Genomic DNA, 21,130 nt, shown 5'->3' with positions numbered 1-21,130 from the left:
AGCTGGGGTCCGGAGACCCAAGCCCTTTATTATCGGTGACGAGCAAGACGTCAGGCGGTCGCTTCGACCACGCGAACTGCTTTTGCCCGCTCGAGCGCTTCCTTGCGCACGGCATCCTGTACCTTCTCGAAGGCGCGAACCTCGATCTGGCGGACGCGCTCGCGGCTGATATCGAACTCCGTCGACAGGTCTTCCAGCGTTACCGGATCCTCCGAGAGGCGGCGGGCCTCGAAGATACGACGCTCGCGGTCGTTGAGCACGCTCATTGCTTTTGCCAGCATGCGGCGGCGCGTGTCGAGTTCGTCCTGTTCGATCAGGACGGCTTCCTGGCTCTCGTGGTCATCGACAAGCCAATCCTGCCATTGGCCGGCATCGCCTTCGGCGGCCTTGATCGGTGCGTTCAACGAAGCGTCGCCCGACAGGCGGCGGTTCATCGAAACGACTTCCTCCTCGGAAACTCTCAGCTTCGTTGCGATCTCCGTAACGTGCTCAGGCTTCAGGTCGCCTTCATCGATGGCCTGGATTCGGCCCTTCAGACGGCGCAGGTTGAAGAAAAGCCGTTTCTGGTTTGCGGTCGTGCCCATCTTTACAAGCGACCACGAGCGCAGGATGTATTCCTGGATCGAGGCCTTGATCCACCACATCGCATAGGTGGCAAGACGGAAACCGCGTTCGGGATCGAACTTCTTGACGGCCTGCATCAGGCCGACGTTGCCTTCGGATACCACTTCGCCGATCGGCAGGCCGTAGCCGCGATAACCCATGGCAATCTTCGCCACGAGGCGCAGATGGCTGGTGACGAGCTTGTGCGCGGCTTCGCGGTCGCCATGCTCCGAATAGCGCTTGGCGAGCATATATTCTTCCTGCGGTTCCAGCATCGGGAACTTGCGGATTTCGTCGAGATATCGATTAAGACCAGCCTCACCGGCTGTAATGGACGGCAAACTACTCCGGGCCATGATTGCACCCTCCTATCTGAATTCCGGTCCCCGATCGAACGCGTCCCCGCGTTTTTAAAGGCGAACCGGGACATGCGGCTTTATCCAAGCCCGCACTAGGTCAATGTACAGATAAGTATGGCAGAACAGCGGTTCAAGATACCGCGCAGCTTCACGAAGGCGTTACCCTTCTAGGCGCGCAACATCTCGACCAGCTCCACCATATCGTCCGGCAACGGCACTTCGAAGTGCATGACTTCTCCGGTCCGGGGGTGCTCGAACTGCAGCATATAGGCATGCAGCGCCTGCCTGCGAAAGCCGTTCACGGTTTTCTTTGCCGCATCTGGCAAGAGGTTGGCCTTGGTCTTGAAATGTGCGCCATAGACCGTATCGCCGAGGAGCGGATGGCCGATATGTGCCATGTGGACGCGAATCTGATGGGTACGGCCGGTTTCCAGGTGGCATTCCACAAGCGAGGCAAGCGACGTCGCGTCCGGCTTTTCGTGGAAGCGTTCGAGAACCTCGTAGTGTGTGATCGCCTCGTCGGCATCCTGCGTGCCGGGGCGTTTGACGGCCCGTCGCGTGCGGTCGCCGGTGTCGCGGCCGAGCGGCGCATTCACGGTGCCGGTCAGCGAACGCGGGCGACCCCAGACGATGGCCTGGTAGGCCCGTTCCAGCGGCATGGTGCGGCCATGGTCGGCAAATTGCTGCGACAGGTGGCGGTGCGCGACATCGTTCTTGGCAACCACCATGACGCCTGTCGTGTCCTTGTCCAGCCGGTGCACGATGCCCGGACGGCGAACGCCGCCAATGCCCGAGAGCGTATCGCCGCAATGATAGATAAGCGCATTGACCAGCGTGCCGTTCCAATTGCCGGCTGCCGGGTGCACGACCATGCCGGACGGCTTGGAGATGACGACGAGATCGTCGTCTTCGTAGAGGATGTCGAGCGGAATGTTCTCGCCCTTCGGAGTCGGGTCCTCAGGCTCCGGCAGATTGATCTCGAACGTGTCGCCCGGGCGGACCTTCTTCTGCGGATCGGCAACAACCGCCCCCTTGGACGAGACCTGTCCCTCTTTGATCAGCACCTTGATACGACTGCGGGAGAATTCCTCGCCAAGCTGTGCCGTCATCCACGCGTCGAGACGGCCTTCGGCATGCTCATCGGCCGTCAGGACTTTCATAATGCCGGATGCTTGTTTAAAGGGGTCGTTCACGACGCTTCTTCTCCGAAGTATTTCATAGAAATGGGACGCCACAGATGACGAATATCCAGCCAGAAGACGATCAGGAAGAAAAGCCCCTCGATCCGGCGATGGAAAGTGTCCGGCGCAAGATGATCCGCCTGCAGATCGTCTCGGGCGCCATCATGTTCGTGAGCCTTATGGCGGTCTTCGGCGCCGTTGTCTACAAGACGATGCGTGCCCCGGCGAAGGAACCGGCGACAGCCGTTGCGGCCCCGGGCGTGCCTTCGGACGCGCCTGTATCGACGACTGCCAGCCTGCCGCTTGGGTTCGTCATCGAATCCACCGCTCTGTCCGGCGGCCAGATCATGTTCTACGGCAAGACCTTCGATGGCGTGATGAAGGTTCTGGTGTTCGACATCAAGGCCGGGCGTACCGTCGCCGACGTGACGATCCACGGCGGCTGAGCGGCATGCGTTCCGGCCTCATCGCGATCGAAAGCGCCGACGATCCGCGCATCGCGGAGTTTCGCGATATTCGCGAACGCGATCTGACCGGCCGGCAGAGCCGCTTCATTGCCGAAGGCACGGTCGTCCTGCGGATGCTTGCAGAAGCGCATCGCGGGAACGGCGACTTTGTCGCCGAGAAGGTTTTACTGCTTCGAAACCGCGTCGATGGCGTTTGCGAGATCCTCGAGAGATTGCCGGATCATGTCCCGGTCTACGTCGCGGAGGCGGAGGTGCTCGATCGCATCGTCGGGTTCCACCTGCACCGCGGCGTGCTGGCACTCGGCCGGCGCGAGGTGGCGGCCGGCGATATCGTCGACCGCTTGCCGGATCGCGCGCTGGTTCTGGTCGGCTGCGGCATTTCAAACCACGACAATGCCGGCTCGATGTTTCGCAACGCCGCGGCTTTCAAGGCGGATGCCATCATTCTCGATGAGACGTCGTGCGATCCGCTCTACCGCAAAGCGCTTCGCGTTTCGGTCGGTTCCGTCCTCAGCGTACCCTATCAGCGCGGTGGCGATGCGGTCGATATCCTGACGCGGCTTGCTGAGCACGACTTCGCGATCTGGACACTGTCGCCGCGCGGGGAGACCGATATCCGTTCCATACCGGCGTCCGATCGTATGGCACTGGTCGTCGGTACCGAGGGAGAGGGGCTGCCGGAGGCGGTACTCTCGCAGTTCCGCAGCGCTCGCATTCCGCAATCGCCGGGTCTCGACAGCCTCAATGTCGCGACGGCGACCGGCATCGCGCTTTTCGCCATGTCCTCTGCCGCGAAGCTAGTCTAGCTCAACCGGGCTCAGAAAGGATCGTTGCCGCGCGCTGTGCGAGGTCGATGCGCTCGCCTTCCTGCGTCACCGTTCCGTCAGGCAACAAATCGCGAATAGGCGATGACGGCCCCTCGTTGATTGCGGTCAACGCCACCATGCTGGCGGCGATCGTGGCAATCTCTTCCCGTATTGCGCCGTCGCCGGTCGAATTTGTCTTCGCGTTCAGGAGCCTCTCGGATACGGCGGCGCTTCGCGCGCGGACCTCTTCGGCCAGACGGGCAGCAATGGCAGCGGTGTCGAGTTCGGAGCCCGGCGTGTTGTCGGTTGCCCGCTTCTCCGACGCGACTTCCGGTACCACAGCGGCGAGTCCGGCACCGCGGAGCGAGCGGTTTGCCTTGCGCAGATCTGCGTTCGCCGCCTTGACCTGGTCCTTGAGCTTGGAAATTTCCTGTTGCCGGCGGCTGAGAAGTGCGGCGTTGTCGGACAGCGCCGTCGCGTCCCGCCGGGCCTTGTCCTCGAGGCGCAGGACCGCATGCTCCTGCTGCGTCAGCTTCTGCTCGGCATCCTTGGCGCGCTTCTGCAACAGGTTCACGTCCTGGCGCAGGTTGTCGCGTTCGACGCGCAATGCGTTCGATTTGAAATTCAGGCTTTCAATTTCGGTCTCACGGGTGGCCATATCGATCTTCAGGCTGTCGGTCTGCTCGGCCAGCCTGTTGAGACGCGTACGTAGTGCATCCAGTTCGCCTTCCTTGGCGGCGCTCGCCTGCTCGACGATATGGAGACTGGTCTTCAGTTGGCTGATGTAGTTTTCGTCCTTGCGCAGGTGGGAGCGCAGTTCAGCGGCTTCGACGCTCATGTCGCCGATCTGGGCCTGGAGCGCGCCGACCTCGGATGCGAAGTGGCCGGCGTCGCGGGCGATCGAATCATGCTTCAATTGCAGCGACAGCGATTTTTCGCGCTCCCGCATCAGGTCCTGCGTGGTGCGGGCGTTTTCCGCGGCATAGAGCGCGCGCGCCATGTCCTTCTGCGCCCGGACTTCCTGCGGGCTGAGCGGCATGGTCGCCCGCATCCGGTTCTCGGTATGCCAGACAATGCGACGGTGAACGGCAGGCGATATCAAAAACGCGAGGAACGCCGCGGCCAGGAAGCCCAATCCGAACAAGAGAGCGTATTCGATCACGGCGAGGCCACTGCTTCCAGAAGTTGATTTGCGTCAAAACCAATGATTAAGCGGATGGCGCGCATAGAGCAAGTGGCCGAAAGGTCGATGACGGGGATGCCCTGCCATCGCGCGAGCGTCAGAAGGGGTTCCAGGTCGGGTTCGGCGTTACCTTGAGGTATCCGACATTGAGGCCGAGGCGGGCGCCGACACCGGTGCGGATCGGCACCACAAGCACGTTGTTGTTCTTGAGCAATGTCATGCCAAAGCCGGCAATCACGAACGCCTGGCCACTGACGCCGCCGAAACGGGCGTAGATCGCGTCGGTCGAGGGCAGGTCGTAGACGAGCATCATCACGCGTGTGCCCTGGCCGCCGTAGTCGATGCCGAGGGAAGGACCCTGCCAGTAGAGCGGATGCTCGCCGGCGTTCTTGGTGTTCAGCTGGCCCTCGCCGTAGGTCAGACCGGCTATGAAGGCTCCAGAGCCTTCCTGTCCGAGAATGTAGCCATTCGGCAGCCCGTATTTCTGGAAGGCTGTTTCGATGACCTTGGCAAGGCCGCCGCTGGTCGAGCCGAAGAACGAGTGTCCGGCGTCGACGATTTCCTGTGCCGTGTACTGGTCGTTGTTGGCCTGCTGTGCCGATGCCTGCGTTGCGGCGAGCATCAGGGGCGAGAGCGTCAAGGCGACGAGCAGTCGGCAAAAGGCGGGAAATCTTCCGAGGATTGAGGGGCGCATGGGTGTCATCCGTTCATCATGGTCGGTACTTTAGTCCGTTTCCGGCGGTTCATGCATTTTGCGCGGATGGTCTTAACAATCGGTTTACCAAATATGGTGTCATTATGGCCGCCAATCACGCGCGCAAACTTCGTGCAACCTCGATGAAGCAACATGTGCAGCGGAATGAGACCGCCCTCTGGAGACGATGATGTCGAAGAACCCAAACCTTACCCTGACTGGCCCCGACCTGGCCGCGCTTCTTTGCAGCCGCGTTTGCCATGACGTCATTTCGCCGGTCGGTGCGATCAACAACGGCCTGGAACTGCTCGACGAGGGTGGCGCCGACGCGGATGCGATGGATCTTATTCGCACAAGTGCGCTGAACGCTTCCGTGCGTCTGAAGTTTGCACGGCTCGCCTTCGGCGCGTCCGGATCGGTCGGCGCCTCGATCGACACCGGCGAGGCCGAGCGTGCGGCAAAGGATTTTGCAGCCGCCGAGAAGAAGACCGAGGTCACCTGGACCGGCCCGCGGGCGATCATCGCGAAGAACCGCGTGAAACTCCTGCTCAATCTGTTCCTCGTCGCCTATTCGTCTATCCCGCGCGGCGGAGTGCTTGATATCACACTGGAAAATCCGGAGGTCGACGCCAAGTTCAAGATCGTCGCCAAGGGCAAGATGATGCGCCTGCCGCCGAAATTCGTGGAAATCTCCTCGGGCGAGATCGAAGAAGCAATCGATGCGCACTCCATCCAGCCTTACTATACCGTTCTTCTCGCTGACGAATGCGGGATGCAGCTCGGCCACAGCGCAACGGCTGAAGAGATTGTCTTTACCGCTGATGTGATCGCCGCCTGAGTGCGGCGGGCGCGCCCATCCATCGTCGAGGTAACAATTCCTTAGCCTAATCTTTCTATCCTTGAGGGCGAGATGCCCGCCGGAGAGAAGCTGGGCCAAGGAGCAGGCATGCAGAGGTTCATGATCACTGACGCGTCGGACGTCGTCCGCAAGGTCGGAAAGCGTATCCTGTCCGAGCTCGATTTCCTGGTCAGCGAAGCCTCAAATGTCAGCGAAGCCCTGTCCCGTTGCGGGACTGAAATGCCTGATTATCTGATTGTCGATTCCGGCATGGAAGGCGCGCTCGACCTGATCTCCACCATCCGTACGATGGAAGGCGGGAAAGAGGTCAAGATCTACTACTGCGTTGTCGAGGCAGATCTCAAGAAGCTGATGATGGGCAAGCGGGCAGGGGCCACGGATTTCCTGCTGAAGCCGTTCGACCGGAAGATCCTGACGGCCGTGTTCGGCAATCGCGCCATTGCCGCGTAGCCCCGTTTCACATCCCCCGAGACGCACCCTAAACCACCGGCCGCTCCACAGGGCGGCTTTTTCGCCGGATGCCACATGCAAAAAATCCCGCCGGAAGGGCGGGATTTCCTGTCGTAAAGGGGATGCAGCGTCAGGCGGTCTCGGCGTACTCGGCACCATCCGGCTCGCGCAGGACATAGCCGCGGCCCCAGACGGTTTCGATGTAGTTCGCGCCACCGGCAGCATTTGCAAGCTTCTTGCGCAGCTTGCAGATAAACACGTCGATGATCTTCAGTTCCGGCTCGTCCATGCCGCCATAGAGGTGGTTCAGGAACATTTCCTTGGTGAGGGTCGTACCCTTGCGGAGCGAAAGAAGCTCCAGCATCTGATATTCCTTACCCGTGAGGTGAACGCGCTGGCCACCGACTTCGACGGTCTTGGCGTCGAGGTTGACGATCAGTTCGCCGGTCATGATGACCGATTGGGCGTGACCCTTGGAACGGCGGACGATCGCATGGATGCGTGCAACCAGTTCGTCCTTGTGGAACGGCTTGGTCATGTAGTCGTCGGCGCCGAAGCCGAGGCCGCGCACCTTGTCTTCGATACCGGCCATACCCGACAGGATCAGGATGGGTGTCTTGACCTTGGACAGGCGGAGAGTACGCAGGACTTCATATCCGGACATGTCGGGAAGGTTCAAATCGAGAAGGATGATGTCGTAATCATACAACTTCCCGAGGTCGACGCCTTCTTCACCAAGATCGGTGGTGTAAACATTAAAACTTTCAGACTTAAGCATCAATTCGATGCTCTGCGCTGTCGCGCTATCGTCTTCGATGAGTAGTACCCGCATTCTTATCCCCTTTACCGCCGCCGAAAGGTGGTCTGGCCCCTACGCGATACAGAAATGTCACTGCGTGATTTGGAAGCTGCCACGAAATGGTTAACAAATTCTGATTCACTCTGGCAAGAGGTAACGAATTTATTAAATAATTTGTCCATTTCGCTGTTTTCCAACGAGAATCCGCAAAGCCGACTTCTCAACTTTTACATTAAGAACGACTGGTAAGCGATTCATTCGACTCACCAATGAGCAGGTGCCGGAAATCGCGTAGTGATGTTTACCGACCCTTAAATCATCGGGACTATCATTAACGATGCCCGTAAACGAAAGGTTACCAGCGGTAGGTTTTTGTTAACACCGACGGAAATTTTTTGGGCAAGCCGTTTGAAAGCGGCACGCAGGGGCGGTTTCAAGTGGAGCCGGGGTCTCGCATCACTGGAGTAATGCGTATGAAGTCGCGTGAGAGCCTAGTTCGTCTGAAGGAGTTTCAGGTGAACGAAAAAGGTCGTCAATTGCAGCAATTGCAGATGATGATGTCCGAATTCGAGCGGATGGCGAAGGATCTGGAGAGTCAGATCGTCGTCGAGGAAAAGAAATCCGGCATTTCCGACCCGAATCACTTCGCCTATCCGACCTTCGCAAAGGCTGCACGCCAGCGCGCGGATAATCTTCAGGTCTCCATCAAGGAACTGAAGATGCAGGAAGAAGCGCTGGAGCAGGCGCTCGAAGAGATGCAGGCGGAATATGCACGTGCCGCTGCGCTCGAAGAGCGTGACGGAGCGATCCGGGCACGAGCCTAGTGCACCGCGACGGACGCCCAAGGGCGTCCGGGGCGGTGTCGCCTGATAAAAGCCATGCATGGTGGGCTCGCTGCCCGTCATACATGGCTTTTGGCGTTCGCGTTGCGGCCTTCAGATGTTGACGACGTCGCCCCATTCGGCGTGGCGCTGCGATTGCGCTTTGAAAAAGGGGCAAAGCGGAAAGATCTTCCAGCCCCCTTTTCTGGCTTCCTCCACCGCGTGAAGTGCGAGCGCCTGGCCAACGCCCTTGCCGCGCAATGCATCAGGAACGCCGGTGTGGTCGATGATGATGAGTTTCGGCGATGTGCGGGAATAGGTCATTTCGGCCTGATGGCCGTCGAGCTCGGCAACATAGCGGCCGCCGGATGCGTTTTCTTCGTTCTCGATATTCATCGTGTTTTCCCTCTCAGGTTCGATCGATCCGGAGGGTGGCATGGAGCGGAGACCGCGCCAAGACAGCTGACGTAAACGCACTGTTCGATGGAATGCCGTTCGCGCGGGCGAGGGCTGCTTTGAGCCCGCCGCGCGTCGTATCACCGTTGCTCGCACAGCCCTTGTCCGAGTGGTCTCTGATGGACTTGGGCCGAGCTGAAGCTTCGATGCCGTCGCGCCGGCGACGGTTAAATAACTGTCATTCAATCAATAATTTCGGGCCGATGTCACGATCCCTGAGGAGTGCATACCGGCCCGAGACAATAACAATTGCATTTGAAAACTGATCAATGGCGATATTGCTGGATGCGCGTCGTGCGCAAGCCGGCAAGGCCGTGACTGTTGATGGAGGACTGCCAGGACAAGAATTCCTCGACTGTCAGCGTGTAACGTTCGCAAGCTTCTTCCAAGCTCAACAAGCCACCGCGAACAGCCGCGACAACCTCTGCCTTGCGCCGAATTACCCAGCGCCGGGTATTCGGCGGCGGCAAATCCGCAATCGTCAGCGGGCTGCCATCGGGGCCGATGACATATTTTACTCGGGGACGTATCATTTCGGTCATTGGACTCTCTACACAACTCAAGACCACGGGAGCCACTCTAGCTTGTCACATTTAAAAATTGCCTAAGCGCTTAGTAAGACTTTGATAATAAGTTTAGACGACCCGCCACGGAGCATCCGTGCTGTGCCGGGCGGGATTCCGTTAGGTAAATTTGACATGAATGCATGGGAGCCATGCGCATTAGACATTGTGAATTTGACATTCGTCATCTTATAAGCGCTGCAACACAGATGTAAGCGCAAGACCTCGTCTCCGTTCTTCTCCTCATGCCCGGAATGATCAAGACTCCTTCGCTTCGTATCCTGTCGATACGGGCGCGGTTTGCTTTTCCGGTCTCCTGAGAGCCGCCGAAGGCTGTCGGGCGAGAAATTCGAGCCGAAGCCGGCCGCCAAGGGATAGACTCGATGAAGAAGCAAGTGCGCGCCGTCGCTGACGGCGTAGGGGATGCTGTTTTTTCGCGTTCAGATGCCGGCACGGCGGTGCGGGAGGCCTTCCTCGACGAGCGGATCGGCGAAATGGCGAAGGACTCGGGCTTCGCCTACTATCTGGTTGCGGAGTTTCCGCGGGGAGACCGTAACGGCTTCGTCGCCAACTGTCTTGCGAGCAACTGGCCGCAGGAACTCATAACGCTCTACGACGAGGTCGATCTGTTCTATTGCTGCAATCTCGTCAGCGGGTTGAAGCGCACGATCATGCCAGTCTTCTGCGACAAGTCTCCCTTCGAGAGCACTGCTGCGAACCAGGAAAATCAGTGCCTTTCATCACTCTTTCGCGATTACGGCCTGAAGAACACCTTCGCGTTTACGCTGCATGATGCCGACTTGCGGCAGTATATATTCGCTTTTTCCGGCGATCGGCCGGACTTTCCTCGCAACGAGACGATGTCCCAGGTGTACCGGGCCATGGAATTCCTCGACCTCTTTGCTCAGCACAATCCCGTCGACCGACCCTCGGAGAACCTCAGCAACCGCGAGATCGAATGCCTGCGATGGTCGGCGGCGGGCAAGAGCAGCGACGAGATTGCGATTATTCTCGATCTCTCGTCGCATACCGTGGTGGGCTACCTGAAAAGCGCGATGCGAAAGCTCGATTCGGTCAACCGGATGCAGGCCGTGGCGCGAGCCTTTCGTTTTCGTCTGCTCTAGGCACCTAAATCATCACGGCTGAGAGCTCCGTCTTGGCCGCACCGAGCGCGTATTGTGCCGTGCCGGTATGCATGAGCGCGAGCCAGTCTCCCCTGTTGAGCTGCGCCACCGTGACGGCGGTCTGGTTTGTGGGGACTGTCGACGCCGGTCCGCTCACATCTGCCAGGATCGTAGCGCCATTCACCTCGATCGCAGTGCCGTGTCCGGAGGACGTCAAGGTGCTGACGCTCAGGGACAGGAGATAGAAGCCGGTTGCCGGAACGAGCAATCGGTTGCCGGTTCCCGAGGGCACGGCAGCGCCCAGAGCAAAGCCGCCCTGCCGGGCATGAAAGGTGTCGAAACCGGTTCTGCTTGCGGCGGCAGGCGTCGCGATACCCGCCGCGAGCGAGGCGCGCGCGAGCGGCCGCGCCGGCGTGCGGACGACGCCGTCTGCGGAAATACTCAGCGCGGGCAGCCAGTTGCTGCCGTCGCCGCTGACCTTGATCGAAAAATCGTCACTGCCCGCGAGACCCATTTCGGCGCGTCCGGACCAAGCCGTCTGGAAGAGGAGCGTGCCGGCGTCGGTTGCTGCCGCCTTGTTGAGTTTGATCTGATGGCCATTGCCGGCATTGCTGAAAAGAGATGCGTCCGACATCACCGCCAAGCGATTGACGTCATCCGGTGTGGCGTTGATGCCAATCATGGCGACAGAGCCGTCGGTCGCCAGCGATATGCTTCTCCACGCCGCACCGTCAAAGGCACGCAGTTGCCCGGTTTCGATAAAGAATGCGCGCCAGCCCAGCTTGGGCGACAGATGGAGCCAGGCGCCGTCCTGCCACATGGCCACCAGCCCCGCCTTGCCGGACCATACGCCCATCGCGCCGGAAGCGATCAGATAGCATTCCCCCTCGATCGGCGTGACAGGAGGTGCCGGCAATTCGCCTTTGACGGCCAACTGGACGACGGCGTCGAGACGTTGAAGCGCGTCGTTGTGGAATACATGCTTTTGAGCCTGCGAGGGCAGGATGTAGGGCAGGGCGAGATTGTTGGTCTGGTCTGACACGATATGGGCTCCCTCTACTGCCGGATCTCCGGCGTGGCTGCATCGCCGCAAATCGTAAAAGCGGGAAACCTGACGGGGATCAAAAGCGCCGGTGGGAACTGATTCGATGTCGCTTTTCGAAAAACCTATGCACGCTCGGCGACGGAGGAAGCGCCACCCCAGGAAATAAAGTCCGGATTGGCGAAATCGCAATCATGGGTCTGGCTGGTCTTGCCGTAGGTCAGCGGCTTGCCGTCGAGCGTCAGGGTGGAGCCTCCGGCGGCACGCAGAACGGCGTCGCCCGCTGCCGTGTCCCATTCCATGGTGCGCGTAAAGCGGGGATAGACGTCCGCTTCCCCCTCGGCCAACAGGCAGAACTTCAGCGACGAGCCGATATTGGTGCACTCCGAGATGGCATTTTCGGCCAGAAATCGCGCTGTTTGCGGGCTGTCGTGCGAGCGGCTCGCCAAGGCGGTCCGCTTGACGGGCTGTGGGCGCACGCCGATGATCAGCCGCCGCTCGACGGCGAAATCACGATTGATGAACAGCTTTTCGGCAATGCCGTCTTCTCCTGAAAAAGCAACGCCGAGGGCCGGCGCAAAAACGATCCCGACGACGGGACGGCCGTCGCGGACAAGCGCTATGTTGACCGTGAATTCGCGCCGCCGGTCGAGGAACTCACGCGTGCCGTCGAGGGGGTCGACGAGCAAGAACGATGCACCGATGGCAGGAACGATACCGGCGGCAACGGACTCTTCCGCGATGATGGGAATGTCTGGAAAATCGCGTCGGAGATGACCCAGAATGATCCGCTCTGCACGTTGGTCGGCAATCGTCACCGGACTATTGTCGGCTTTCCTCGCAGAGGTGCAACCGCTCTTGAACACTTCCATGATGGCTTTGCCCGCTTCGAGGGCGGCGCGTTCAAATGTATGGAGCATCACAATCGAGTTCGATTCGTTTTCATCCGCTTCCCTCTATATAGGCGAGTTTATCTGGGATTGCATGATCCGCGCAACGCCGACGCGCATCGCCCGTCGCCTAAGCGATGCACGACGCCCTCCGCGTACTCGCGCTGCGGCATCTCAATCGCGCCTGCAATAGATTTTTGCGGTGAAATGCAGCGTTTTTCGCCAATTCATGTTGAAAAAAGCAACTTTATGGGCCTTAAAAAGTCATTTTTACCAAAACGGCAAAGAACTTTGGAGCTTTGCAATTTTGCACTTCCCTTTTGGCTTGAAAGCGGTATGAAATCGTAAATAAGGGCTCAACAAGGGCTCTAATAACAAGAGATGCAGGCCGATCCGGTTCTGTGTCCAGGGGAAATGGTGTATGGAATATTTTGTCCAGCAGCTCGTTAACGGGCTGACTCTTGGATCCATCTATGGGCTTGTGGCCATTGGCTACACGATGGTTTACGGCATTATCGGCATGATCAATTTCGCCCATGGCGATATTTTCATGATTGGCGGTTTTGCTGCCCTTATCGTCTTTCTCGTTCTCACCTCGATTTTTGCAGGTCTTCCGGTCGCTGTTCTGCTGCTGGCGATGCTGCTCGTCGCGATGTTGATGACGAGCTTGTGGAACTGGACGATCGAGCGGGTCGCTTATCGGCCGCTGCGCGGCTCCTTCCGCCTGGCGCCGCTGATTACCGCGATCGGCATGTCGATCACGCTGTCGAACTTCATTCAGGTGACGCAGGGCCCGCGCAACAAGCCGATCCCTCCGATGGTCAGCAGCGTGTACAACGTCGCCGGTATTTCGATTTCGCTGAAGCAGATCGTGATCATCCTCATCACGGCGGTTCTGCTGACGGTGTTCTGGTATCTCGTCAACCATACGGCTCTCGGGCGTGCCCAGCGTGCGACCGAACAGGACCGCAAGATGGCGGCGCTCCTCGGCGTCAACGTCGACCAGACGATTTCGGTGACCTTCATCATGGGTGCCGCACTCGCTGCCGTCGCCGGCACGATGTATCTGATGTATTATGGCGTGGTGAATTTCAACGACGGCTTCGTCCCTGGTGTGAAGGCGTTTACCGCAGCCGTCCTCGGCGGCATCGGCTCACTGCCGGGCGCCGTGCTGGGCGGACTGATGATCGGTCTGATCGAGTCTCTGTGGTCGGCTTATTTCACCATCGCGTACAAGGATGTGGCGACCTTCGCCATCCTCGCTTTCGTGCTGATCTTCAAGCCGACAGGCATCCTGGGCCGGCCGGAAGTCGAGAAGGTTTAACGTCATGGCAAATGTTGAAAATGCCTCTGGCAAGCCCGCATCCGGACTTGTCCAGAAGGGTATTAAAGAAGCTCTGTTCGCTGCTGTCATCTCGTTCGGCATGTTCGTGCTCTACGTCGGCCTGAAGACCGATCAGAATATCAGCAACGAACTGATTATCGTTCAACGCTGGGGCCTGCTGGCGATCTTCGTCGCCGTTGCGGCGATCGGCCGGTTCGCAGTCGTGGTCTTCCTCCGCCCGCATCTGGATGCGCGCAAGCTGGCGAAGGCACGCAGCGGCGAGCTGGATATCTCGACAGAAAAGGGCTTTTTCCACAAGCACTTCCTGAAGTTCGCGCTGGTGGCGCTGGTGCTCTATCCTGTCGTGATCGTTGCGCTTGTCGGTGCTCAAGGGTCGCTCAAATGGGTCGATAACTTCGGAATCCAGATCCTGATCTACGTGATGCTCGCCTGGGGTCTCAATATCGTCGTCGGTCTCGCAGGTCTGCTCGACCTCGGCTACGTGGCCTTCTACGCGGTGGGAGCCTATTCCTACGCGCTGCTGTCGAGCTATTTCGGCCTGTCTTTCTGGCTGCTGCTGCCGCTTTCGGGCATTCTGGCGGCGCTTTGGGGCGTCATTCTCGGCTTCCCGGTTCTCCGCCTTCGTGGCGACTACCTGGCGATCGTGACGTTGGCTTTCGGTGAAATCATCCGCCTCGTCATCATCAACTGGACTGACGTGACGAAGGGTACGTTCGGCATCTCCAGCATTCCGAAGGCAACGCTGTTCGGCATTCCCTTCGATGCGTCGCCGCATGGTTTTGCCAAGCTCTTCCACCTGCCGATTTCGTCTGCCTACTACAAGATCTTCCTCTTCTATCTGATCCTGGCGCTTTGCATGCTGACGGCCTACGTCACCATTCGTCTGCGTCGCATGCCGATCGGCCGTGCCTGGGAGGCGCTTCGCGAAGACGAGATCGCCTGCCGCTCGCTCGGTATCAATACGGTCACGACAAAGCTCACCGCCTTTGCAACGGGCGCGATGTTCGGCGGCTTTGCCGGCTCGTTCTTTGCAGCCCGCCAGGGCTTCGTCTCCCCGGAATCCTTCGTGTTCCTGGAATCTGCCGTCATCCTTGCGATCGTCGTTCTTGGCGGCATGGGCTCGCTGACAGGCATTGCGATCGCTGCCATCGTCATGGTCGGCGGTACGGAAATGTTGCGCGAGATGGACTTCCTGAAGGCAATCTTCGGGCCGGACTTCACGCCGGAACTCTACCGCATGCTGCTCTTCGGCCTGGCGATGGTCGTTGTCATGCTGATCAAGCCGCGCGGCTTCGTCGGCACGCGTGAGCCCACGGCCTTCCTCAAGGAGCGAAAGACCGTCTCGGGAAGCTTTACCAAGGAGGGCCACGGCTGATGAGCCCCCAGGAAACCATCATGACCAGCGATACCCTGCTCAAGGTCGAGCACCTGTCGATGAAGTTCGGCGGCCTGATGGCCATCAACGACTTTTCGTTCGAGGCCAAGCGCGGCGACATCACCGCGCTGATCGGACCGAACGGCGCCGGCAAGACAACCGTGTTCAACTGCATCACAGGCTTCTACAAGCCGACGATGGGGATGATCACGATGCAGCAGAAGAGCGGCAAGGAATTCCTGCTCGAGCGGCTGCCGGATTTTCGGATCACCAAGGAAGCCAAGGTCGCCCGCACGTTCCAGAATATCCGGTTGTTTTCCGGTCTGACCGTTCTCGAAAATCTGCTTGTCGCACAGCACAACAAGCTGATGAAGGCGTCCGGCTATACGATCCTCGGCCTGCTCGGCATCGGGCGGTACCGCGCCGAATCGAAGGCCTCGATCGAGCTTGCGCGCCATTGGCTGGAGAAGGCGAACCTGATCGATCGTGCCGACGATCCGGCCGGCGATCTGCCTTACGGCGCCCAGCGCCGCCTGGAGATCGCCCGCGCGATGTGCACGGAGCCGGAACTGCTCTGCCTCGATGAGCCCGCAGCGGGTCTCAACCCGCGTGAATCGGCGGTGCTGAACGCGTTGCTGCGTGACATCCGGACCGACACCGGTACGTCCATCCTGCTGATCGAACACGATATGTCCGTCGTCATGGAAATTTCGGACCATGTGGTCGTGCTCGAATATGGCCAGAAGATTTCGGACGGCACGCCCGATCAAGTGAAGAATGATCCGAGGGTCATCGCGGCCTATCTCGGTGTCGAAGACGAGGAAGTGGAGCAAGTGATTGCGGCCGTCGAGAACCTCGAAGGAGGCTCAAACTGATGACCGGTCAACCACTTCTGAAAGTTCAGGGCGTTGAAACCTACTACGGCAACATCCGCGCATTGGCGGGGATCGACGTTGAGGTCAACCAGGGCGAGATCGTCAGCCTGATCGGTGCCAACGGCGCCGGCAAGTCGACGCTGATGATGACGATCTGCGGGAGCCCCCAGGCGCGCAACGGTTCGATCATCTTCGAAGGCCGCGACATCACGCGGATGCCGACGCACGAGATCGCCAGGTTGCGCATTGCGCAGTCTCCCGAGGGCCGCCGGATCTTTCCGCGCATGACCGTCACGGAGAACCTCCAGATGGGGGCGGGTCTCGATAACCTCAAATATTTCAATGAGGACGTCGAGAAGATCTTCACGATGTTCCCGCGCCTCAAGGAGCGCCAGTCGCAGCGCGGCGGTACGCTTTCGGGCGGCGAGCAGCAGATGCTGTCGATCGGGCGCGCGTTGATGGCACGTCCGAAGCTTCTGCTTCTCGACGAGCCGTCGCTCGGCCTGGCACCGTTGATCGTCAAGAGCATCTTCGAGGCGATCAAGACGCTCAACAAGGAAGACGGGCTCACTGTATTCCTCGTCGAACAGAACGCCTTTGCGGCGCTGAAGCTGTCCGACCGCGCCTATGTCATGGTCAACGGCAAGGTTACGATGAGCGGTTCCGGGCGGGAGTTGCTGTCAAATCCGGAAGTGCGCGCCGCCTATCTCGAAGGCGGACGGCATTGAGCATGACGAAGGGGAGACTTTGATATGCAGGGACTTTTCTTTGAAGGCGATACCGGCGTTCGCAGCGTCATCCGTTTCGTCGTCGTCCTCATTGGATTCTGGACGGCATGGCGCGCCGGGCGGGCCGCGGCCGAAGGATGGAACAACTATCCGCTGGTGATCGCCTATACTCTTCTGCTGGGGGTCGCGATGCAGTTCCTGCACCACGCGCTCTTCGACGGGCCCTTCCTCAGCGCGTTTTACTACGTCATCGACGTGGTTCTTCTATTGATCTTCTCGACGGCCGGCTTTCGCTATCGCCGGACCAACCAGATGGTCAATAACTACTACTGGCTGTACGAAAAGACGTCCCCCTTCTCCTGGAAGGCAAAACATTGACAGCCGGTTGAATCTAGGGACAGATTGGCCCTAGTTGGAACAAGTTTCCCGGTGCAGTAAAGTGGGTATTGCGCTGGGTCGTGGAACGGAACCCGCTAAAAAATTGGGAGTAACATAATGAAGAAGTCTCTTCTGTCGGCAGTGGCTCTGACGGCGATGGTCGCCTTCAGCGGCAACGCTTGGGCCGACATTCTCGTTGCTGTTGCCGGTCCACTGACAGGCCCTAACGCGGCATTCGGTGCTCAGCTCCAGAAGGGTGCCGAGCAGGCAGCTGCTGACATCAACGCCGCCGGCGGCATCAACGGCGAGCAGATCAAGATCGTGCTCGGCGACGACGTCTCCGACCCGAAGCAGGGTATCTCGGTTGCCAACAAGTTCGCAGCTGACGGCGTCAAGTTCGTAATCGGCCACTTCAACTCGGGCGTTTCGATCCCGGCTTCGGAAGTCTACGCCGAAAACGGTATCCTCGAAATCACCCCGGCTGCTACGAACCCCAAGTTCACCGAGCGCGGTCTGTGGAACACGTTCCGTACCTGCGGTCGTGACGACCAGCAGGGTGCGATCGCCGGCAAGTATCTGGCCGACCACTTCAAGGATGCCAAGATCGCTGTCGTTCACGACAAGACCCCTTACGGTCAGGGCCTCGCCGATGAAACCAAAAAGGCCATGAATGCCGCTGGTATCACCGAAGTCATGTACGAAGGTATCAACACCGGCGACAAGGACTTCTCGGCACTCATCGCAAAGATGAAGGAAGCCGGCGTATCGATCATCTACTGGGGCGGTCTGCACACCGAAGCCGGTCTGATCATCCGCCAGGCTGCCGACCAGGGCCTGAAGGCTACGCTCGTTTCGGGTGACGGTATCGTTTCGAACGAACTGGCATCGATCGCCGGCGACGCTGTCCAGGGCACCCTGAACACGTTCGGCCCCGATCCGACACTGAATCCTGACAACAAGGACCTCGTTGCCAAGTTCAAGGCTGCCGGCTTCAACCCGGAAGCCTACACGCTGTATTCCTACGCTGCGATGCAGACGATCGCTGAAGCTGCCAAGGCAGCTGCTTCGACCGACGCTGAAGCCGTCGCTGCCGCGATGAAGGCAAAGGGTCCGTTCAAGACCGTTCTCGGCGAAATCTCGTTCGACGAAAAGGGCGATCCGAAGATCCCTGGCTACATCATGTACGAGTGGAAGAAGGGCCCGGACGGCAAGTTCAGCTACTTCCCGCAGGAAGCCAAGTAAGAGCCTAGCCTCTGACCAGTATCGAAGCCCGGCACTTGTGCCGGGCTTCTTTTTTCGGGGGATCGCTTTTGACGTCCCTTGCCAGCCAGCTGCAGTTGCAGCATCGTCCCGGCTCACCCAACAGATACGGAATTGCCATGTCCCGCCCGACGCTTCTCCTGACCCGGCGCTGGCCCGCCGCGGTCGAGTCCGCACTTTCCCAGCGCTTCGATGTCCAATTCAACGACGAGGATCGTCCGATGGCGGTCGATGCGATCGCGGCTGCATTGCGGGATTACGATGCGGTTCTGCCGACCGTGTCCGACAAGCTGCCCGCTTCCGTCTTCGATGGCGATCCGATCCGTGCGATGATTCTTGGCAATTTCGGCGTCGGCTACAATCACATCGATGTCGCAGCGGCGAAGGCGCGGGGCATCGCCGTCACCAACACGCCGGGCGTGCTGACCGATTGCACGGCCGATATCGCCATGCTGCTGCTCCTTTCAGTCGCGCGCCGCGGTGGGGAGGGCGAGCGGCAGGTGCGCGCCGGCCAATGGCAGGGGTGGTGCCCGATGCATATGATCGGGACGAAGGTCACCGGCAAGACGGTCGGCATCATCGGCTTCGGCCGTATCGGCAAGGCGTTCGCCCGGCGCTGCCATTTCGGCTTCGGCATGGATGTCGTCTTCTACAACCGGTCGCCAATCGATCCCGCGGAAGCAGCGCGCTATGGCGCCCGTCAGCTGCCTGCTGTCGAAGATGTGCTCGCAGCATCCGACTTCGTATCGCTGCATTGCCCGGGCGGAGCTGACAACAGACACCTGATGAACGCGGCGCGATTCGCCACGATGAAATCAGGTGCTTTCCTGATCAATACCGCGCGCGGCGACGTCGTCGATGAGGCGGCGTTGATCTCGGCCCTGGACCAGGGTGTCATTCGCGGCGCCGGCCTCGACGTCTATGAAGCAGAACCGCACGTGCCGGAGAAGTTGAGGGCCATGGAGAATGTGGTGCTCCTGCCGCATCTCGGCAGCGCAACCGAGGAAACCCGGACCGCCATGGGCATGAAGGTGGTGGACAACGTCGCTGCGTTCTTCGAGGGCAGAGAGCCGCCGGATCGCGTGGCTTGAGATCCCTCGTTCGCGAGAGGGCTAGGCGCGATTGCGTATCGTACCTGACGATCTCGCGGGTGCGCGTCGCCGCTCGCCGCTGTCGGCTAATCCGAACAGAAGGCGCCATGGTCCGGGTAGCAAGTCCACCGCGACGGCGAACAGAATTGAAAGCAGTACGGTCGCGGCTGTCACCATCAAAAAGCTGGCGATAGCGGACAGTTCGAGCGGCAGGACGTAGTAGAGCGCCGCGAGCGTCACGGTCTGGTGGACGATGTACAGCGGAAAAATCAGGCGATTGAGCGCAGCGAGCCGGCCGCTGGGCTGATTGAAATGGCCTGCGGCAAAGCCCACAAGCGTCAGAATCATCGTCCAGGCCAGAAGGAAAATCCCGGTCTTGAAAAGCGGCGTATCGTCGGCGTAGCTGCCGATCGATTGCTCGCGCGGAAGCGTCCAGGCGTAGCGATATAGAAGTACCGTCGTAGCGAGTGCGATTGCTGCGCTGAGGTAACGCCGGGCGATGATGCCCTCTATCAAACTGCGATGATGGCGGGCGATCAGGAAACCCAGACCGAACCAGCTTGCCCATGCCGCAAACCAGGCTCCGTCGTTGTAGAGTGCAGTGGTCAACCGCGGAAAGAGCGGCGACAGTGCCAGGTTGAGCACAAGCGGCAGCAGGAAAAACAAATAGATGAGGTTGGTTCTGGACATGCGTTCGAACCACATCGCCAGCTTGTTTCCGGGCTGCGCCAGATAGCGAAACAGCGGATAGCAGCCCACCGACATGACAAACAGATAGGCGACAAACCACATATGCGCCCAGGTGAAATTGCCCTTGGGATAGCGGCCCTCGGTGAAGTAGCGGGTGAGCCAGAAATCGATCAGCGATCCTTCATAGCCGTTCTCGTACATCCGTTCATACCAAACCTGCGGTACCACAATGACCGCCATCGCGAACAGCAGCGGAACGAGCAAGCGAACCGTCCGCTTGCGCAGGAAGGAGATGCCGTCACCGGAGCCGAACGAAAACGATACGCCCATGCCGGAGACGAAGAACAGCAGCGCCAGCCTCCAGGCACGCGGAAAATCAACGATGAGCGAAAGCGTTTCGCTGGTCCTTTCGCTCTGGATCAACCACTTCATATCGGGCAGAAACGCGGCCGACGAGTGGTAGACAAGGAGGATCGCGAAGGCGAAGATCCTCAGACGATCCACATAGTAAAGCCTGTCCTTCATCGCCCGCCGTAAAGTCCGTTTCTCCCGAGGCCCTAGTCAGGCCGTCCCCTTTGTACGGGAGAGGCGTTAAGAATGGCTACCTAAGGTCGGTAAAGTCCGAGACTTCAAGCAGGGTCTGATGGGCGCTGTCCTGAATGCGACGCAGGCTGCTCGATCGTCAGTTCAAACAACAGCTCACTGTCCCTGTGGCCGATCAGTTGCCAACCGGCTTTGCGGTACAGTCGTTCGGCTCTTGTTCCAGGATCGGTCGTCAGCCGCATGTGGACAAAGCCCGCATCCTCTAATGTGGAACAGGCGCGCCCGAGCAGCCTGCGCCCGATACCGCGTCCGGTGTAACCGTCGTCGACGAAAAGAGCCCAGATGAAGCCGTCGCGCGGATCGGCTGCGGCGAATCCGCAAACATCACCATCCTGCTCCCACACGAATATTCCGGGGTTGGCGATGAACCAGCGGATGTCGTCGAGCGTGACCCTGGATGGATCCGAGAGCCGGTTTTCGCGGACGCGGCTACGAATTTCGACTATGCGCGCGATGTCGCTTTCTGTCGCCTTGCGGATCAATGGAGA

General features: G+C 59.5%; 24 protein-coding genes. 13 read left to right on the top strand and 11 right to left on the bottom strand.

All coding sequences use genetic code 11. The annotated features are described in order from the left end of the window. Positions 1 to 50 precede the first annotated feature (50 nt). Positions 51 to 959, bottom strand: a complete 909-nt coding sequence (gene rpoH, locus ASC97_RS31000) for an RNA polymerase sigma factor RpoH (protein WP_057472169.1) — start codon at positions 957 to 959, stop codon at positions 51 to 53. Positions 960 to 1,129: 170 nt separating this feature from the next. Then, a complete protein-coding gene (locus ASC97_RS30995) occupies positions 1,130 to 2,155 on the bottom strand; it encodes an RluA family pseudouridine synthase (protein ID WP_057472168.1) in 1,026 nt (341 codons plus the stop codon). Between the two features lie 44 nt (positions 2,156 to 2,199). Between ASC97_RS30995 and ASC97_RS30990 the strand changes: the two genes are divergently transcribed. Then, positions 2,200 to 2,589: a hypothetical protein gene (locus tag ASC97_RS30990; protein WP_057472167.1), complete on the top strand. Its 390-nt coding sequence runs from the start codon at positions 2,200 to 2,202 to the stop codon at positions 2,587 to 2,589. A 5-nt stretch (positions 2,590 to 2,594) separates the two neighbouring features. Then, a complete protein-coding gene (locus ASC97_RS30985; RefSeq protein WP_057472166.1) occupies positions 2,595 to 3,416 on the top strand; it encodes a TrmH family RNA methyltransferase in 822 nt (273 codons plus the stop codon). 1 nt (position 3,417) lies between these two features. On the opposite strand, the gene ASC97_RS30980 is transcribed toward ASC97_RS30985, so the two are convergent. Beyond that, positions 3,418 to 4,578: a hypothetical protein gene (locus tag ASC97_RS30980; protein ID WP_057472165.1), complete on the bottom strand. Its 1,161-nt coding sequence runs from the start codon at positions 4,576 to 4,578 to the stop codon at positions 3,418 to 3,420. Positions 4,579 to 4,696: 118 nt separating this feature from the next. Next, a complete protein-coding gene (locus ASC97_RS30975) occupies positions 4,697 to 5,293 on the bottom strand; it encodes a DUF1134 domain-containing protein (RefSeq protein WP_057472164.1) in 597 nt (198 codons plus the stop codon). A gap of 187 nt (positions 5,294 to 5,480) precedes the next feature. On the opposite strand from ASC97_RS30975, the gene chpT reads away from it, so the two are divergent. Both chpT and ASC97_RS30965 read left to right on the top strand, forming a co-directional pair. Then, positions 5,481 to 6,131 carry a histidine phosphotransferase ChpT gene (gene chpT, locus ASC97_RS30970; RefSeq protein WP_200959573.1) on the top strand — a complete coding sequence of 217 codons (651 nt, stop codon included), beginning with the start codon at positions 5,481 to 5,483 and terminating at the stop codon, positions 6,129 to 6,131. Positions 6,132 to 6,239: 108 nt separating this feature from the next. Then, positions 6,240 to 6,602 (top strand): response regulator, encoded by a 363-nt coding sequence (locus tag ASC97_RS30965; protein WP_057472265.1) that lies wholly within the window; start codon positions 6,240 to 6,242, stop codon positions 6,600 to 6,602. Between the two features lie 130 nt (positions 6,603 to 6,732). Here the strand turns inward: ASC97_RS30965 and ctrA are convergent, their stop codons facing one another. Further along, a complete protein-coding gene (gene ctrA, locus ASC97_RS30960) occupies positions 6,733 to 7,434 on the bottom strand; it encodes a response regulator transcription factor CtrA (RefSeq protein WP_003542362.1) in 702 nt (233 codons plus the stop codon). Between the two features lie 440 nt (positions 7,435 to 7,874). Between ctrA and ASC97_RS30955 the strand changes: the two genes are divergently transcribed. Then, positions 7,875 to 8,225 (top strand): hypothetical protein, encoded by a 351-nt coding sequence (locus ASC97_RS30955; protein WP_057472162.1) that lies wholly within the window; start codon positions 7,875 to 7,877, stop codon positions 8,223 to 8,225. Positions 8,226 to 8,336: 111 nt separating this feature from the next. Here the strand turns inward: ASC97_RS30955 and ASC97_RS30950 are convergent, their stop codons facing one another. Beyond that, entirely contained in the window at positions 8,337 to 8,618 is a 282-nt protein-coding gene (locus ASC97_RS30950) for a GNAT family N-acetyltransferase (protein ID WP_057472161.1), read from the bottom strand. 326 nt (positions 8,619 to 8,944) lie between these two features. Then, entirely contained in the window at positions 8,945 to 9,220 is a 276-nt protein-coding gene (sciP, locus tag ASC97_RS30945; RefSeq protein WP_007533628.1) for a CtrA inhibitor SciP, read from the bottom strand. A gap of 404 nt (positions 9,221 to 9,624) precedes the next feature. Between sciP and ASC97_RS30940 the strand changes: the two genes are divergently transcribed. After that, positions 9,625 to 10,365: a helix-turn-helix transcriptional regulator gene (locus ASC97_RS30940; protein ID WP_057472160.1), complete on the top strand. Its 741-nt coding sequence runs from the start codon at positions 9,625 to 9,627 to the stop codon at positions 10,363 to 10,365. 4 nt (positions 10,366 to 10,369) lie between these two features. Here the strand turns inward: ASC97_RS30940 and ASC97_RS30935 are convergent, their stop codons facing one another. Further along, positions 10,370 to 11,407: a DUF2793 domain-containing protein gene (locus tag ASC97_RS30935; RefSeq protein ID WP_057472159.1), complete on the bottom strand. Its 1,038-nt coding sequence runs from the start codon at positions 11,405 to 11,407 to the stop codon at positions 10,370 to 10,372. A 125-nt stretch (positions 11,408 to 11,532) separates the two neighbouring features. After that, positions 11,533 to 12,327, bottom strand: coding sequence for a 3'(2'),5'-bisphosphate nucleotidase CysQ (cysQ, locus tag ASC97_RS30930; protein ID WP_057472158.1), 795 nt, complete (start codon positions 12,325 to 12,327; stop codon positions 11,533 to 11,535). A gap of 391 nt (positions 12,328 to 12,718) precedes the next feature. Here cysQ and ASC97_RS30925 point away from each other — a divergent pair, with 391 nt between their 5' ends. The 7 genes from ASC97_RS30925 (at position 12,719) to ASC97_RS30895 (ending at position 19,349) form a co-directional block, all read left to right on the top strand. Further along, positions 12,719 to 13,621: a branched-chain amino acid ABC transporter permease gene (locus ASC97_RS30925; RefSeq protein WP_057472157.1), complete on the top strand. Its 903-nt coding sequence runs from the start codon at positions 12,719 to 12,721 to the stop codon at positions 13,619 to 13,621. 4 nt (positions 13,622 to 13,625) lie between these two features. Continuing rightward, positions 13,626 to 15,017, top strand: a complete 1,392-nt coding sequence (gene livM, locus ASC97_RS30920) for a high-affinity branched-chain amino acid ABC transporter permease LivM (RefSeq protein WP_057472156.1) — start codon at positions 13,626 to 13,628, stop codon at positions 15,015 to 15,017. Between the two features lie 20 nt (positions 15,018 to 15,037). Continuing rightward, positions 15,038 to 15,892 (top strand): ABC transporter ATP-binding protein, encoded by an 855-nt coding sequence (locus ASC97_RS30915; protein WP_443216794.1) that lies wholly within the window; start codon positions 15,038 to 15,040, stop codon positions 15,890 to 15,892. Continuing rightward, entirely contained in the window at positions 15,892 to 16,620 is a 729-nt protein-coding gene (locus tag ASC97_RS30910) for an ABC transporter ATP-binding protein (RefSeq protein ID WP_057472154.1), read from the top strand. Before ASC97_RS30915 ends, ASC97_RS30910 begins: the two co-directional genes overlap by 1 nt. A gap of 24 nt (positions 16,621 to 16,644) precedes the next feature. After that, positions 16,645 to 16,998 (top strand): DUF6867 family protein, encoded by a 354-nt coding sequence (locus ASC97_RS30905; RefSeq protein WP_057472153.1) that lies wholly within the window; start codon positions 16,645 to 16,647, stop codon positions 16,996 to 16,998. A 117-nt stretch (positions 16,999 to 17,115) separates the two neighbouring features. Continuing rightward, the gene (locus ASC97_RS30900; protein WP_057472152.1) at positions 17,116 to 18,240 is read left to right on the top strand and encodes a branched-chain amino acid ABC transporter substrate-binding protein; all 1,125 of its coding nucleotides are present in this window, start codon (positions 17,116 to 17,118) and stop codon (positions 18,238 to 18,240) included. Positions 18,241 to 18,377: 137 nt separating this feature from the next. Beyond that, a complete protein-coding gene (locus tag ASC97_RS30895) occupies positions 18,378 to 19,349 on the top strand; it encodes a 2-hydroxyacid dehydrogenase (RefSeq protein ID WP_057472151.1) in 972 nt (323 codons plus the stop codon). 21 nt (positions 19,350 to 19,370) lie between these two features. Here ASC97_RS30895 and ASC97_RS30890 read toward each other — a convergent pair whose 3' ends face one another. Further along, on the bottom strand, positions 19,371 to 20,564 hold the full coding sequence (locus ASC97_RS30890) for an acyltransferase family protein (RefSeq protein WP_057472150.1): 1,194 nt from the start codon (positions 20,562 to 20,564) through the stop codon (positions 19,371 to 19,373). 104 nt (positions 20,565 to 20,668) lie between these two features. Beyond that, positions 20,669 to 21,124 carry a GNAT family N-acetyltransferase gene (locus tag ASC97_RS30885; RefSeq protein WP_057472149.1) on the bottom strand — a complete coding sequence of 152 codons (456 nt, stop codon included), beginning with the start codon at positions 21,122 to 21,124 and terminating at the stop codon, positions 20,669 to 20,671. Positions 21,125 to 21,130: the final 6 nt, after the last annotated feature.

It is taken from the genome of Rhizobium sp. Root1203 (genome assembly GCF_001424945.1).
In the GTDB taxonomy this organism is placed as follows: Bacteria; Pseudomonadota; Alphaproteobacteria; order Rhizobiales; family Rhizobiaceae; genus Rhizobium.
The sequence above is the reverse complement of the archived record's forward strand: the minus strand, read 5'-3'. Positions and strand labels throughout refer to the sequence as shown.